This window comes from Enterobacter genomosp. O (assembly GCF_001022965.1).
GTDB lineage: Bacteria > Pseudomonadota > Gammaproteobacteria > Enterobacterales > Enterobacteriaceae > Enterobacter > Enterobacter cloacae_L.
Genome location: NZ_LECZ01000026.1, coordinates 758,621 through 773,372, shown reverse-complemented (window position 1 = coordinate 773,372; position 14,752 = coordinate 758,621). Strand labels below are relative to the sequence as shown.

15 protein-coding genes are annotated in these 14,752 nt (G+C 56.1%); 4 read left to right on the top strand and 11 right to left on the bottom strand.

What is annotated here, in order from left to right; genetic code table 11:
- Positions 1 to 3: 3 nt before the first annotated feature.
- Positions 4 to 717 (bottom strand): bifunctional protein-disulfide isomerase/oxidoreductase DsbC, encoded by a 714-nt coding sequence (gene dsbC / locus ABR39_RS17475; RefSeq protein ID WP_047347950.1) that lies wholly within the window; start codon positions 715 to 717, stop codon positions 4 to 6.
- Positions 718 to 745: 28 nt separating this feature from the next.
- A complete protein-coding gene (gene xerD / locus ABR39_RS17470; protein ID WP_047347949.1) occupies positions 746 to 1,642 on the bottom strand; it encodes a site-specific tyrosine recombinase XerD in 897 nt (298 codons plus the stop codon).
- 101 nt (positions 1,643 to 1,743) lie between these two features.
- Between xerD and fldB the strand changes: the two genes are divergently transcribed.
- Complete coding sequence (gene fldB / locus ABR39_RS17465) at positions 1,744 to 2,265, top strand: flavodoxin FldB (RefSeq protein ID WP_047347948.1); 522 nt, start codon at positions 1,744 to 1,746, stop codon at positions 2,263 to 2,265.
- Between the two features lie 6 nt (positions 2,266 to 2,271).
- Here fldB and ABR39_RS17460 read toward each other — a convergent pair whose 3' ends face one another.
- Complete coding sequence (locus ABR39_RS17460) at positions 2,272 to 2,682, bottom strand: protein YgfX (RefSeq protein ID WP_047347947.1); 411 nt, start codon at positions 2,680 to 2,682, stop codon at positions 2,272 to 2,274.
- The gene (gene sdhE, locus ABR39_RS17455) at positions 2,663 to 2,929 is read right to left on the bottom strand and encodes an FAD assembly factor SdhE (protein WP_013098615.1); all 267 of its coding nucleotides are present in this window, start codon (positions 2,927 to 2,929) and stop codon (positions 2,663 to 2,665) included. The genes ABR39_RS17460 and sdhE overlap by 20 nt, the downstream gene beginning before the upstream one ends.
- A gap of 294 nt (positions 2,930 to 3,223) precedes the next feature.
- On the opposite strand from sdhE, the gene ygfZ reads away from it, so the two are divergent.
- Positions 3,224 to 4,204, top strand: coding sequence for a tRNA-modifying protein YgfZ (gene ygfZ / locus ABR39_RS17450; protein ID WP_047347946.1), 981 nt, complete (start codon positions 3,224 to 3,226; stop codon positions 4,202 to 4,204).
- Between the two features lie 70 nt (positions 4,205 to 4,274).
- Here ygfZ and trhA read toward each other — a convergent pair whose 3' ends face one another.
- Positions 4,275 to 4,934, bottom strand: a complete 660-nt coding sequence (trhA, locus tag ABR39_RS17445; RefSeq protein WP_047347945.1) for a PAQR family membrane homeostasis protein TrhA — start codon at positions 4,932 to 4,934, stop codon at positions 4,275 to 4,277.
- A 165-nt stretch (positions 4,935 to 5,099) separates the two neighbouring features.
- Entirely contained in the window at positions 5,100 to 5,411 is a 312-nt protein-coding gene (gene yqfB, locus ABR39_RS17440; protein WP_047347944.1) for a N(4)-acetylcytidine aminohydrolase, read from the bottom strand.
- Between the two features lie 51 nt (positions 5,412 to 5,462).
- Here yqfB and ABR39_RS17435 point away from each other — a divergent pair, with 51 nt between their 5' ends.
- Both ABR39_RS17435 and bglA read left to right on the top strand, forming a co-directional pair.
- Positions 5,463 to 6,194 (top strand): MurR/RpiR family transcriptional regulator, encoded by a 732-nt coding sequence (locus ABR39_RS17435; RefSeq protein ID WP_047347943.1) that lies wholly within the window; start codon positions 5,463 to 5,465, stop codon positions 6,192 to 6,194.
- A 116-nt stretch (positions 6,195 to 6,310) separates the two neighbouring features.
- Positions 6,311 to 7,744 carry a 6-phospho-beta-glucosidase BglA gene (bglA, locus tag ABR39_RS17430; RefSeq protein WP_047347942.1) on the top strand — a complete coding sequence of 478 codons (1,434 nt, stop codon included), beginning with the start codon at positions 6,311 to 6,313 and terminating at the stop codon, positions 7,742 to 7,744.
- Positions 7,745 to 7,822: 78 nt separating this feature from the next.
- Here the strand turns inward: bglA and ABR39_RS17425 are convergent, their stop codons facing one another.
- From ABR39_RS17425 to ubiI, 5 genes are all read right to left on the bottom strand, one after another.
- The gene (locus tag ABR39_RS17425) at positions 7,823 to 8,566 is read right to left on the bottom strand and encodes an SDR family oxidoreductase (RefSeq protein WP_047347941.1); all 744 of its coding nucleotides are present in this window, start codon (positions 8,564 to 8,566) and stop codon (positions 7,823 to 7,825) included.
- Between the two features lie 69 nt (positions 8,567 to 8,635).
- Positions 8,636 to 11,509 carry an aminomethyl-transferring glycine dehydrogenase gene (gene gcvP, locus ABR39_RS17420; protein ID WP_047347940.1) on the bottom strand — a complete coding sequence of 958 codons (2,874 nt, stop codon included), beginning with the start codon at positions 11,507 to 11,509 and terminating at the stop codon, positions 8,636 to 8,638.
- A gap of 124 nt (positions 11,510 to 11,633) precedes the next feature.
- Positions 11,634 to 12,023, bottom strand: coding sequence for a glycine cleavage system protein GcvH (gene gcvH / locus ABR39_RS17415; protein ID WP_014885143.1), 390 nt, complete (start codon positions 12,021 to 12,023; stop codon positions 11,634 to 11,636).
- Positions 12,024 to 12,046: 23 nt separating this feature from the next.
- Positions 12,047 to 13,141: a glycine cleavage system aminomethyltransferase GcvT gene (gene gcvT, locus ABR39_RS17410; RefSeq protein ID WP_047348189.1), complete on the bottom strand. Its 1,095-nt coding sequence runs from the start codon at positions 13,139 to 13,141 to the stop codon at positions 12,047 to 12,049.
- Between the two features lie 398 nt (positions 13,142 to 13,539).
- Positions 13,540 to 14,742: an FAD-dependent 2-octaprenylphenol hydroxylase gene (ubiI, locus tag ABR39_RS17405; RefSeq protein WP_047347939.1), complete on the bottom strand. Its 1,203-nt coding sequence runs from the start codon at positions 14,740 to 14,742 to the stop codon at positions 13,540 to 13,542.
- Between the last annotated feature and the right edge of the window lie 10 nt (positions 14,743 to 14,752).

Genomic DNA, 14,752 nt, shown 5'->3' with positions numbered 1-14,752 from the left:
GGATTATTTACCACCAAACTGTTTCTGGTGCGCGTCGAGGAACTCTTTCATCTCTTTTGGTCCCTGATAGCCCGGAACAACATAGCCGTTGCTCAGGACAATCGCTGGCGTACCGTTCACGCCAAACTGCACGCCCAGCGCGTAGTGGTTTGCAATGTCAATGTCGCAGGAAGCGGGTTTAACCCCTTTACCGTTCATCGCGTCGTCAAACGCTTTGTTGCGGTCTTTTGCACACCAGATAGCCTTCATGTCCTGCTCCGGCTGGCTCTGCACGCCCGCGCGTGGGAAGGCCAGGTAACGCACGGTAATGCCCAGCGCGTTGTAGTCTTTCATCTCTTCATGCAGCTTGTGGCAGTAGCCGCAGGTGATGTCGGTGAAGACGGTAATGACATGTTTTTCCTGCGCGGCTTTATAGACGATCATCTCTTTTTCGAGCGCGTTCAGGTTTTTCATCAACAGCTGGTTGGTGACGTTGACCGGCTGCGCGCCGCTCACGTCGTACATTGGCCCCTGAATAATGTGCTTGCCGTCTTCGGTAACGTACAGCACGCCGCTGTTGGTCAGTACCGTTTTCATGCCGGCAACTGGCGCAGGCTGAATATCGCTACCGGTAACACCAAGCTTGGTCAGCGACTGTTTGATGGCGGCGTCGTCAGCATGGGCGAAACCGGTAAATGAGGCTGCCAGCAGGGTGAACAGCGCGAAAGACTTTTTCATAGTTGATCCTGTTACAATTCGTCGGCACTCACGCACGAGGGTGGTGCTGTTGGTGTAGCTGCCGCAGGCGTTCCGTCGCGACATGGGTGTAAATTTGCGTCGTAGAAAGATCGCTGTGTCCCAGCAGCATCTGCACCACGCGTAAATCAGCGCCGTGGTTTAACAGATGCGTCGCGAAGGCATGACGCAATACGTGCGGCGACAGCTTTTCACTGTCGATACCGGCCAGCGTGGCGTAATGCTTAATGCGATGCCAGAACGTTTGCCGGGTCATCTGCTGCGCGCGCTGGCTCGGAAACAGAACGTCGATAGACACCCCGTTGAGCAACCACGGGCGACCATGCTCCAGATACGTTTCCAGCCAGTAAACCGCCTCTTCACCCAGCGGTACCAGTCTTTCCTTGTTTCCTTTGCCGATGACGCGCACCACGCCCTGACGCAGGCTGATGTCGCTCATCGTCAGGCCCACCAGTTCCGAAACGCGCAAGCCGGTAGCATACAATAGCTCAAGCATGGCTTTATCGCGTAACTCCAGCGGCAGGTCAACAGCCGGTGACTGTAATAATCTCTCAACTTGTGCTTCGCTGAGATCTTTCGGCAGCCGCTGCGGGAGTTTGGGGGACGCCAGCAGCGCGCTGGGATCGTCTTCGCGAATTTTCTCACGGTAAAGGTGCTGGAACAGGCGACGCATTGCGCTGAGCAAACGTGCGGAGCTGGTGGCTTTGTAGCCTCCCGCGATACGTTCCCCAAGCAGCGCCTGCAGATCGTCGCTTTGCGCGCTCGCAAGGGACAACCCTCTGTGCGCAAGCCACTCCACCAGCATGGTGAGATCGCGACGGTAGGCGCTGAGCGTATTCTCAGCCAGATTTTTCTCCAGCCACAGTGCATCGAGAAACTGTTCGATCAGTGCGAGATCCTTTTCCACATCGGCCCCTTTGATTCTGCAGTCAGGCCATTATGCCTGATTGCGACCTGTTTCTGGTACACTACGCGCAAAGTCAAAGCAAGAATTGAGATAGATACGCGATGAATATTGGTCTGTTTTATGGTTCCAGCACCTGCTACACCGAAATGGCGGCAGAGAAAATTCGCGACATCATTGGCCCGGAACTGGTGACGTTGCATAACCTGAAAGATGACGCGCTCACGCTGATGGAGCAGTACGACGTGTTGATCCTCGGCATCCCGACATGGGATTTCGGCGAGATACAGGAAGACTGGGAAGCAATCTGGGACCAGCTTGATACGCTCAACCTCGACGGCAAAATCGTTGCCATGTACGGCATGGGGGATCAGCTGGGTTACGGGGAATGGTTCCTGGACGCTCTCGGCATGCTGCACGACAAACTGGCGACCAAAGGGGTGTCGTTCATCGGCTACTGGCCAACCGAAGGCTACGAGTTCACCAGTAAAAAACCGATTATTGCCGACGGCGAGCTGTTTGTTGGGCTCGCGCTGGATGAAACCAACCAGTACGATCTCAGCGATGAGCGCCTGCAAACCTGGTGCGAGCAGATTCTCGGCGAAATGGCAGAAAAGTTTAGCTAACGCGTATTACCCCTGCGTCGTCTGTTGCAATAACATCCGGCGCAGGTCTCGCCACTCGGCAGCATCCATACTGTCAGCCGCCAGCCACAGATGCTGGCAACGCCCGCCGTCAACCTTACGTAACCGCAACATCATGCCGGAGTTAAGCATCCAGGGCATACCGACAATATCCCACTCTTTTCCCTGCCAGCGCAGGCGGGAATCCATCAGTAATTTGATCTCTCCCTGACGGGCATTGATGCGGCGCTGGCTGCGTACGCTGTCGAAAACGACGAACGAAAGTAACAGCAGCCACAGAGGCGTATAGCTCAGCGGCCACGGCATCAGTAGCACTAAGGCCGCAACCAGGCCGTGGAGCAATAAGGACATCCACTGCGAGCGCCACGAGACGCGAAGATCAGATTGCCACAGGACCACGTTCCCGATTCCGTGTTTGAATTAATTGCACCATCCGTTGCAACTCGGTGTCGGCGGGTTTGCCGTGGTTCATCAGCCAGTTGAATAAATCCGGATCGTCAGACTCAAGCAGGCGAACAAACAGACGCTTATCCTCATCGCTTAAGCTGTCATACTCATATTCGAAGAAAGGCATAATGGAAATATCAAGTTCACGCATGCCGCGACGGCACGCCCAGTGAATACGGGCCTTGTTGTTAATATCCATGTTCAGTTTCCTGCATTACGTTTGGCACAGTCGGCACCCCGTTCCGTGTTCTTAATTTCTCTACGGGGACACCAGCTAGTGTAACGTGTTTTTGACCGTTTCTTTACTGGAATATTGCGATCGACGAGCTGGCTTCCAGAATAATCCCTACAAAGACAGCGGATTACACTATTTTGCGTAGCGCTACGCATAACCGGTTTATGGCACAAATGGCCTGTTGAAAGCGCTTGCATTGCCTGCAGGCTCTTTTACCATTAGGTATTATCAAAGCGTTAAGCAATTCAGGATATCGTTATGGCATTTACACCATTTTCTCCTCGCCAGCCCGCCGCCTCTGCGCGTCTGCCGCTGACGCTTATTTCTCTTGATGACTGGGCACTGGCAACGCTCGCCGGTGCCGACGCCGAAAAATACCTGCAGGGCCAGGTGACCGCTGACGTCAGTCAGATGACCGAACACCAGCATCTGCTGGCCGCGCATTGCGACCCTAAAGGCAAAATGTGGAGCAACCTGCGCCTGTTCCGCCGTCAGGATGGCTTTGCCTTTATTGAGCGCCGCAGCCTGCGAGACGCCCAGCTCAAAGAGCTGAAAAAGTACGCCGTTTTTTCCAAAGTCACCATCGCCGCGGACGACGAACATGTCCTGCTCGGCGTGGCGGGCTTCCAGGCGCGTGCAGCATTGAAAAATCTCTTTAGCGAACTGCCGGATGCAGAAAAGCAGGTGGTCAGCGAAGGCGCGACCTCCATCCTGTGGTTTGAACACCCGGCGGAGCGTTTCCTGTTAGTCACGGATACCGCCACTGCCGAACGCGTGACCGAGGCGCTGCGCGGCGAAGCGCAGCTGAACAACAGTCAGCAGTGGCTGGCGCTGAACATCGAAGCGGGTTTGCCGGTCATTGACGCCGCAAACAGCGCGCAGTTTATTCCGCAGGCAACCAACCTGCAGGCGCTGGGCGGCATCAGCTTTAAAAAAGGCTGTTACACCGGCCAGGAGATGGTCGCGCGGGCAAAATTCCGCGGGGCTAACAAGCGCGCGCTGTGGACGCTCGCGGGCCACGCCAGCCGCGTACCGGAAGCAGGTGAAGATTTAGAGCTGAAGATGGGTGAAAACTGGCGCCGTACCGGCACCGTTTTGGCCGCCGTACAGCTGGATGATGGACGTCTTCTGGTGCAGGCCGTCATGAATAACGACATGGAAGCCGACAGCGTGTTCCGCGTGCGCGACGACGCGAATACGCTGAGTATCGAGCCGCTGCCGTATTCACTGGAAGAGTAAGCCTTTGGTGTCCTCCCTCTCCCAGTGGGAGAGGGTTGGGGTGAGGGCAACAGGCCGCAAGGTGTAAAAACTAAACTTGCCCCACATACAAATAAATCGCCAGAAAGTGGCACACGCTGCCCCCCAGCACAAAGCCGTGCCAGATGGCATGGTTGTATGGAATACGCTTGCAGACGTAGAAAATTACGCCAAGCGAATAGACCACGCCGCCTAAGGCCAGAAGCGTCACGCCCCCTACCGCCAGTTTAATCGCCAGCTGATACACCACGATCAGCGACAGCCAGCCCATCGTCAGATAGGTGACCAGCGACAGCACCTTAAAGCGGTGTGCAATAGTTAACTTGAACAGGATCCCCAGCAGCGCCAGGCTCCAGATCACAATCATCAGGCCACGCGAGAGCGGTGAATTGAGCCCCACCAGCAGAAACGGCGTGTAGGTGCCTGCAATAAGAAGATAGATCGCGCAGTGGTCAAATTTCTTGAGCCACATCTTGGCCCGCTGATGCGGAACCGCGTGATACAGCGTAGACGCCAGGAACAGCAGGATCATACTCCCGCCATACAGGCTGTAGCTGGTAATGGCCATCGCGCTGGCATTGGCGTCAACCGCCTGCACCAGCAATAACACTAAACCGACAATCCCAAACACCAGGCCAATGCCGTGGCTGATGCTGTTGGCTATTTCCTCAGCCAGCGAATATCCCTGTGCGATTAATGGTCTGCTCACCATACGAAACTCCGGGAAAACAAAAGATGATTATTCATCGCAAGACTATGCTAACTGAGAATGATTCCAGTGAACACCTGTTAGCTAAAATAAAGTTAAACATAACGTTTCTAAATTACAATCAGATAGTTACACTTTAATTTCAGCGAACGCGCGTTTCGAATTAAATTATAGACGTTTAAAATCAATCACATAAAACTGGTTCTGGTTGGGGTAGATCTCTGCAATCACGCTTTTCAGTGTATCCAGGGACATGTTCTCCTGTTCTGCGTGTTTTTGCGTCAATGTCGCGAGCGTAACGGCTGACGTTCCTGTTACTTCAATGGTGCAAAAGTAACCATCATCCTCATAACGCCCCACCCGCAGGATATCGCCGGTTTTGAAATGGGATTCACTTTTATCCCGGATAGTGATGGTCTTGCGTCCCGCCAGAATGTCGTCCTGAAAGCGCTGAAAAAAAGTGATGTCGTTTGACTGCATGTTATTATTCCCTGAAGAAAAGTCTGATGAGTGAGTTTAGCCACTGTGAGCATGTTCTCCCACTCCGCCATTGCCAGTCTCAATAACCTGGAGATGATGGTTTACAACTATGTCATTAAAAACCGTGACAAAGTGATGTATATGACCATCCGCGAGCTGGCGGATGCGGCGGGCGTCTCAACCACCACTATCCTGCGCTTTTGCCGCAAACTCAACTGCGAAGGCTACTCGGAGTTTCGCGTGCGCTTTAAGCTCTATTTAGAGCAGAATGAGCCCCAGCAGGCTAATTTCGGTGCCAGTGAAATTATCAGCTTCTTTAAAAGCGTTAACAATGAAGAGTTCGATACATTATTAGATGAGGCTGTGGAGATTATATTGTCTTCCGAGCGAATTATATTCGTCGGCGCGGGAACATCTGGCTCGCTGGCAAAATATGGCGCACGCTTCTTTTCTAATATTGGCAAATTCAGTAACCATATTGACGACCCTTATTTCCCGGTCACCAACGATATGGCAAAAAATGCGCTGGCGATTGTGCTCTCGGTTTCGGGCGAGACCGAGGAGATCCTGCGCTTCGCCAGCCAGTTCAGCCTGCATCACTGCAAGGTGCTCTCCATTACCAGCCACGAGCACTCGCGTCTGGCAAAACTGGCGGATTTTAATCTCTCCTGGCATGTGCCCCAGACGCGTATTGGGGGCGTCTACGATATTACCACGCAAATTCCCGTCATCTATATTCTGGAATCTCTCGGGCGTAAACTGGCGAAGAAACTCACAGAATAAAACACCCTGTTTTTTAGATGTAACAAATCACATTATGCCCAATTTGTTATATCGTGACATTTAATTTCGCTTTGCTAGACTCGATGCCAATAAGCCATTTATTGAGAATAGCAGCGATGAAAAAATTAACCTTACCAAAAGATTTTTTATGGGGTGGCGCCGTTGCCGCTCACCAGGTTGAAGGCGGCTGGAACAAAGGCGGTAAAGGGCCCAGCATTTGCGACGTATTGACCGGCGGCGCCCACGGCGTGCCGCGTGAAATCACGCAGGACGTGGTGCCGGGTAAATATTACCCGAACCATGAAGCCATCGACTTCCACGGCCACTATAAAGAAGACATCAAGCTATTTGCCGAGATGGGCTTCAAGTGTTTCCGCACCTCTATTGCCTGGACGCGCATCTTCCCGAAAGGTGACGAAACGCAGCCAAATGAAGAAGGGCTGAAGTTCTACGACGACATGTTCGATGAGCTGCTGAAATACAACATCGAACCGGTGATCACCCTCTCCCACTTCGAAATGCCGCTGCACCTGGTTCAGGAGTACGGCAGCTGGACCAACCGTAAAGTGGTCGATTTCTTTGTGCGCTTCGCGGAAGTGGTTTTTGAGCGCTACAAAAACAAGGTCAAATACTGGATGACCTTCAACGAAATCAACAACCAGCGTAACTGGCGTGCGCCGCTGTTCGGCTACTGCTGCTCCGGCGTGGTCTATACCGAACACGAAAACCCGGAAGAGACCATGTATCAGGTGCTGCACCACCAGTTTGTGGCCAGCGCCCTGGCGGTGAAAGCCGCGCGCCGCATCAACCCGGAGATGAAAGTCGGCTGCATGCTGGCCATGGTGGCGCTCTATCCATTCTCCTGCAAGCCGGAAGACGTGATGTTCGCCCAGGAATCGATGCGCGAGCGCTATGTCTTTACCGACGTCCAGCTGCGGGGTTACTACCCGTCTTACGTCCTGAATGAGTGGGAGCGCCGCGGGTTCGCCATCAAAATGGAGGCGAACGACGAGCAGATCCTGCGCGAAGGCACCTGCGATTACCTGGGTTTTAGCTACTACATGACCAACGCGGTGAAAGCGGAAGGCGGCACCGGGGATGCGATTTCCGGTTTCGAGGGCAGCGTGCCGAACCCGCACGTGAAGGCGTCCGACTGGGGCTGGCAGATAGATCCGGTTGGCCTGCGCTATTCTCTTTGCGAACTGTATGAGCGTTACCAGAAGCCGCTGTTTATCGTTGAAAACGGTTTCGGCGCTTACGATAAAGTCGAAGAGGACGGCAGCATCAACGATGACTATCGTATCGACTATCTGCGTGCCCACGTGGAAGAGATGATCAAAGCCGTGACGCACGATGGCGTGGATCTGATGGGCTATACGCCATGGGGATGTATCGACTGCGTGTCATTTACCACCGGCCAGTACAGCAAGCGCTACGGCTTTATCTACGTGAATAAACACGACGACGGTACGGGCGACATGTCGCGTTCACGCAAGAAAAGCTTCGAGTGGTATAAGGGCGTGATTGCCAGCAACGGCGAGGCGCTGTAATTTTTGCCCGGTGGCGCTGCGCTTACCGGGCCTACGATTGATCCCCTCTCCCTTTGGGAGAGGGTTAGGGTTAGGGGCTTATTTCCCGCCCGCCAACTCTAAAAAACTCCCCGTCACGTACGACGCCTTCTCGCTCAGCAGCCAGGCAATCGCCTGGGCCACCTCTTCCGGCTGGCCGCCGCGCTGCATCGGCAGCAGCGATTTCACGCGATCCACGCGTCCCGGCTCCCCGCCTGAGGCGTGGATGTCGGTATAAATCAGTCCCGGTCGCACGCAGTTTACGCGAATGCCCTGCGCCGCCACCTCCAGCGCTAAACCGGTTGTCAGCGAATCCACCGCTCCCTTAGAGGCAGCATAATCCACATATTCACCCGGCGCGCCCAGGCGGGATGCCGCTGACGAGACATTCACTACCGCCCCGCCCTTGCCGCCATGTTTGAAGGACATGCGTTTTACCGCTTCCCGGCAGCAGAGGAAGTAGCCCGTGACGTTGGTCGCCAGGACGCGGTTAATGCGCTCTGCAGACAAATTCTCAATAGTCGACTGCTCAAATAGAATCCCCGCATTATTGACCAGCGCGGTAAGCGGCTCGCCTTCACGATCGATACTGTCAAACATCGCCAGCACCTGGGCTTCATCGCTAATGTCCGCGCGAACGGCGAAGGCTTTGCCTCCCGCATCGACAATCTGTTTGATAACGTCCGTCGCGGCCTTAATGTTGTGATGATAGTTCACCGCCACGGTATAGCCTTCGCGTGCCAGCTGCAGCGCGGTGGCTTTCCCAATGCCCCGGCTGGCGCCGGTCACAAGTGCAATGCCCATTTTTTCTCCCAATAAAAAAGCCGGGTGGCGGCTTCGCCTTACCCGGCCTACGTTACTACATCAGCAATATTACTGGTATTCGCTCATCGGCACGCAGGAGCAGAACAGGTTACGGTCGCCGTACACGTCATCAAGACGCTTCACGGTCGGCCAGTATTTGTTTGCCACGCCTGCCGGGAAGACCGCCAGCTCGCGGGAATAGCCGTGGTTCCACTCTGCCACCATTTCGTGCTGGGTGTGCGGGGCGTTAACCAGCGGGTTATCTTCCAGCGTCCACTCGCCGTCCTGCACGCGGTCGATCTCCATGCGGATGGCCAGCATCGCGTCAATAAAGCGGTCCAGTTCGGCTTTGCTCTCGGACTCCGTTGGCTCCACCATCAGCGTACCCGCTACCGGGAACGACATGGTTGGCGCGTGGAAGCCGTAGTCGATCAGGCGTTTGGCGATATCCAGCTCGCTAATGCCGGTCTGCTCTTTCAGCGGACGAATATCCAGAATGCACTCGTGCGCCACGCGGCCATCGCGGCCGGTGTAGAGCACCGGGAAGGCAGACTTCAGGCGAGTCGCAATGTAGTTGGCATTCAGGATCGCCACCTGGCTCGCCTGCTTCAGCCCTTCTGCGCCCATCATGCGGATGTACATCCAGCTGATTGGCAGGATAGAGGCGCTGCCGAACGGTGCCGCAGAGACCGCGCCCTGACGGGTCAGCATGCCTTCGATCTGCACAACGCTGTGGCCTGGGACAAACGGCGCCAGGTGCGCTTTCACGCCGATAGGACCCATGCCCGGGCCGCCACCGCCGTGCGGGATGCAGAAGGTTTTGTGCAGGTTCAGGTGCGACACGTCCGCACCGATAAAGCCCGGAGAGGTAATGCCCACCTGCGCGTTCATGTTCGCGCCGTCGAGGTATACCTGACCGCCGAACTGATGCACCACTTCGCACACTTCGCGGATGGTCTCTTCGTACACGCCGTGGGTGGACGGATAGGTCACCATGATGCAGGAAAGCTTGTCGCCCGCCTGCTCGGCTTTCGCGCGCAGGTCGGCCAAATCGATGTTGCCGTTCTTATCGCACGCTACAACCACCACTTCCATGCCCGCCATCTGGGCAGAGGCCGGGTTGGTACCGTGCGCGGAGCTTGGGATCAGGCAGATATCGCGATGCCCTTCGTTGCGGCTTTCGTGATAGTGACGAATTGCCAGCAGGCCCGCGTATTCCCCCTGCGCGCCGGAGTTCGGCTGCATGCAGAGCGCGTCATAGCCGGTCAGCTTCACCAGCCAGTCGGAAAGCTGGTTGATCATCATATGATAACCTTCCGCCTGCTCTGGCGGGCAGAACGGGTGAAGCTCGGAGAATTCAGGCCAGGTGATAGGGATCATCTCTGCCGCGGCGTTCAGCTTCATGGTGCAGGAACCCAGCGGGATCATCGCCTGATTCAGCGCCAGATCTTTGCGTTCCAGAGAGTGCATGTAACGCATCATCTCGGTTTCGCTGTGATAGCGATTAAAGACCGGGTGCGTCAGGATGGCATCGTTACGCAGCATGCTTTCCTGAATGGAGCGGCTGTCGAGCGCGACCTCTTTGTCGAGCGCGTCAATGTCCAGGCCGTGCGCGTCACCCAGCAGCACGCTGAACAGGTTCAGGATATCGTCGCGGGTGGTGCTTTCATCCAGCGTAATGCCGACGGCGTTGTGGATGTCGCTGCGCAGGTTGATCTCTGCTGCATCCGCACGAGCCAGCACGGCCGCTTTGTCTGCCACTTCCACACACAGCGTGTCAAAGTAGTGGGCATGGCGCAGCTTAAAGCCTTTCTGCTGCAGGCCGCAGGCCAGAATATCGGCCAGGCGGTGAATGCGGCTGGCAATACGCTTCAGGCCAGCCGGGCCGTGGAACACGGCGTACAGGCTGGCGATGTTTGCCAGCAGCACCTGCGAGGTACAGATATTGGAGTTCGCTTTCTCGCGGCGAATGTGTTGCTCGCGAGTCTGCATCGCCATGCGCAGCGCGGTGTTACCGGCGGCATCTTTCGATACGCCGATGATGCGGCCAGGCATGGAGCGTTTGAATTCATCTTTCGCGCCGAAGAACGCCGCGTGCGGGCCGCCGTAGCCCATCGGTACGCCGAAGCGCTGCGCAGAGCCGAATACGATATCCGCGCCCTGTTTGCCCGGCGCCGTCAGCAGCACCAGCGCCATAAAATCGGCAGCAACGCTGACGACCACTTTGCGGGCCTTCAGCTCGGCGATCAGCGCGCTGTAATCATGTACTTCACCGGTAGTGCCCACCTGCTGCAGCAGCACGCCGAAGACGTCCTGGTGATCCAGCACCTTGTCAGCGTCGTCGACAATCACGTCAAAGCCGAAGGTTTCCGCACGGGTGCGCACCACGTCCAGCGTCTGCGGATGTACGTCCGCCGCCACGAAGAAGCGGTTGGCATTTTTAAGCTTGCTGACTCGTTTTGCCATCGCCATTGCTTCGGCGGCGGCGGTCGCTTCATCCAGCAGAGACGCGGAGGCGATATCCATACCGGTCAGATCCAGCGTTACCTGCTGGAAGTTCAGCAGCGCTTCCAGGCGGCCCTGGGAGACTTCTGGCTGATACGGGGTATAGGCGGTGTACCAGCCCGGGTTTTCCAGCATGTTGCGCAGGATGACCGGCGGCAACTGCACGTTGGTGTAGCCCATGCCAATGTAAGACTTATAGCGCTTGTTCAGGCCGGCGATCGCCTTCAGCTCCGCCAGCGCGGCGAATTCCGTGGTGGCTTCACCCACCTGAGGCGGCGTGGCAAGCTGGATGTCTTTTGGCACAATCTGGCCGATCAGTGCGTTTAATGAATCCGCGCCAACCGTCTTCAGCATCTCCTGCTGTTGCTGAGCATCCGGCCCAATGTGACGTTCAATGAAGGCGCCACGGTTTTCAAGCTGGCTTAAAGTCTGTGTCATGAGCGATGGTTCCTGAAACGTGCAGTGAATTTAAGTTCCCTCTCCCTTTGGGAGAGGGTTAGGGTGAGGGGAAGATGGGCACCCTCACCCCTGCCCTCTCCCAAAGGGAGAGGGGGATTAACAATTACTCGTCTTCTAACAGGGCTTCGTACGCGGTCGCATCCAGCAGCGCGGCAACCTGCGATTCGTCGCTGGCTTTGATCTTGAAGATCCAGCCGCCTTCATAAGGCTCGCTGTTGACCAGCTCCGGGGAGTCGCTCAGTGCGTCGTTGACGGCGACAATTTCACCGCTTACCGGTGCGTAGATGTCGGATGCCGCTTTTACGGACTCCGCCACGGCGCAGTCGTCGCCCGCGCTGACGGTTGCGCCCACTTCAGGCAGGTCAACAAACACCATGTCGCCCAGCAGCTCCTGCGCGTGCTCGGTGATCCCTACGGTGTAAGTGCCGTCCGCCTCTTTGCGCAGCCACTCGTGTTCTTTACTGTATTTCAGTTCTGCTGGCACATTGCTCATTGAAGTTCTCCTGATAAAAATGATTAGGCGACCGGCTTACCGGCGCGAACAAAAATCGGTTTGGTTACGTTAACCGGCATTTCACGGTTGCGGATTTGCACCACCGCCGTTTCGCCAATGCCTGCCGGCACGCGTGCCAGTGCAATACTGTAGCCCAGCGTCGGGGAGAAGGTACCGCTGGTGATCACGCCTTCGCGGTGATTGCCGTCGGCATCGGTAAAACGTACAGGCAGTTCACCGCGCAGCACGCCCTTCTCAGTCATCACCAGGCCCACCAGCTGTTCAGTGCCTTTTTCGCGCTGCATCTCCAACGCTTCACGGCCAATAAATTCACGGTCAGCCGGTTCCCACGCGATGGTCCAGCCCATGTTTGCGGCCAGCGGAGAGACTCCCTCATCCATCTCCTGGCCATAGAGGTTCATGCCCGCCTCCAGACGCAGCGTATCGCGCGCGCCCAGACCCGCAGGCTTCACGCCCGCTTCCACCAGCGCACGCCAGAAATCAGCAGCCTTCTCGTTTGGCATGGCAATTTCGTAGCCCGCTTCACCGGTGTAGCCGGTGGTGGCGATAAACAGATCGCCCGCCTGCACCCCGAAGAACGGCTTCATGCCTTCGGTTGCTTTGCGCTGCTCGTCGCTGAACAGAGATGCGGCTTTCGCCTGCGCGTTCGGTCCCTGCACGGCGATCAGCGACAGGTCATCACGGACGGTGATGTCGATGGCGTAAGGTTCGGCGTGTTGGGTGATCCAGGAGAGGTCTTTTTCGCGGGTGGCGGAGTTTACAACGAGGCGGAAGAAGTCTTCAGTGAAATAATAGACGATAAGGTCATCAATCACGCCGCCGGAGGCATTCAGCATGCCGGTATAGAGCGCTTTACCCGGCGTCTTCAGTTTGGCGACGTCGTTTGCCAGCAGATAACGCAAAAACTCCCGGGTGCGGCTGCCGCGCAGATCGACAATTGTCATGTGGGACACGTCGAACATACCGGCATCGGTGCGCACCGCGTGGTGCTCATCAATCTGCGAGCCGTAGTGCAGCGGCATCATCCAGCCGTGGAAGTCCACCATGCGGGCGCCGCATAACACGTGTTGTTCGTACAAAGGAGTCTGTTGAGCCATCTTGTCCTCGTTGAAAAAATTCACCGTGAAACCCGGTATCGGCCCCGTTATCAGGCACCGACGCAAACGTTCTCTTTTACCTGAACTTACCACCGAAACCGGCGGTTAACCATAAGGTAAAACGGGTCATCACATTAGCTTATGACCAAAAAACGCTAAAAAGCCTACAGAGTTATTCACTGGAAAAATGCGATTAAACCCGCACAAAATTAACATCACGCTAACAGGATTTAGCACATGGTGATATTTCATGCGGAAAAATGGGCCGAATTTCCGTGACGGGAAAAACACGACATTAGATTATCTAATGCGAAAAAAGCAGTGAAATTAGATTATTTCAAACGAGGGAATTTCCCCGGCGCAGAGGCCGGGAAAATAAAGTGTGACGGGGGTCTAAATTAGCGTAGCCAGTCCGGCAGGTCGTTAAGACCCATAGCCTGGCGAAGGAGCTGAGGCTTCACACCCGGAAGGGTATCGGCAAGCTTGAGGCCGATGTCGCGCAGCAGTTTTTTCGCCGGATTAGCACCGGCAAACAGCTCGCGGAAGCCCTGCATACCCGCCAGCATCATCGCCGCGCTGTGCTTGCGGCTGCGTTCGTAGCGACGCAGATAGAGATGCTGGCCGATATCCTTCCCTTCGCGATGCAGGCGACGCAGTTCTTCCACCAGCTCCGCCGCGTCCATAAAGCCAAGGTTAACGCCCTGCCCGGCCAGCGGATGAATGGTGTGAGCCGCATCTCCTACCAATGCCAGACGGTGCGCCGCAAACTGGCGCGCGTAGCGGCCGGTTAACGGGAATACCTGCCGCTCGCTTTCGAGCGTGCACAAGCCAAGGCGGTTATCAAACGCCACGCACAGCGCCTGATTAAAGGCGTCCGGCGTCGCCTCCTGCATCAGCCGGGCTTTTCCCGGCACCAGCGACCAGACAATCGAGCACAGGTGCGGATCGGCAAGCGGCAGGAACGCCAGAATGCCGTCGTTGTGGAAAATTTGCCGCGCCACGCCGCCGTGCGGCTCTTCGGTGCGGATTGTCGCGACCAGCGCGTGATGACGGTAATCCCAGTAAGTCAGCGGGATATCCGCCTTGTTGCGCAGCCAGGAGTTCGCGCCATCAGCCCCCACCACCAGACGCGCGGTCAGCATGTCGCCGCTTTGCAGGGTGATAAACGCCTCGTTTTCGCCCCACGCTACCTGCTGGATTTGCGCGGGTGCCATTAGGGTGACATCGCTACAGGACTGCGCTTTTTGCCACAGCGCATGATGGATAACGGCATTCTCGATAATGTGGCCAAGGTGGCTATAGCCCATGCTTTCATCATCAAAAGCAATATGACCAAAGCTGTCTTTATCCCACACTTCCATACCGTGATAGCAGCTGGCACGCTGCGCCACAATATCCGACCAGACGCCAAGGTGCGTCAGCAGCTTTTCGCTGGCTGCATTAATGGCCGAGACGCGCAGTTCCGGCGGTGCATCCTGGGCTACGGGCTGAGGCTGCTTTTGCTCCAGCACCGCCACGCGCAGGCCGCTGCCCTGCAAGCCACAGGCCAGCGCCAGTCCTACCATACCGCCGCCAACAATGGCGACATCAACATTTTGCACGGTGATAACT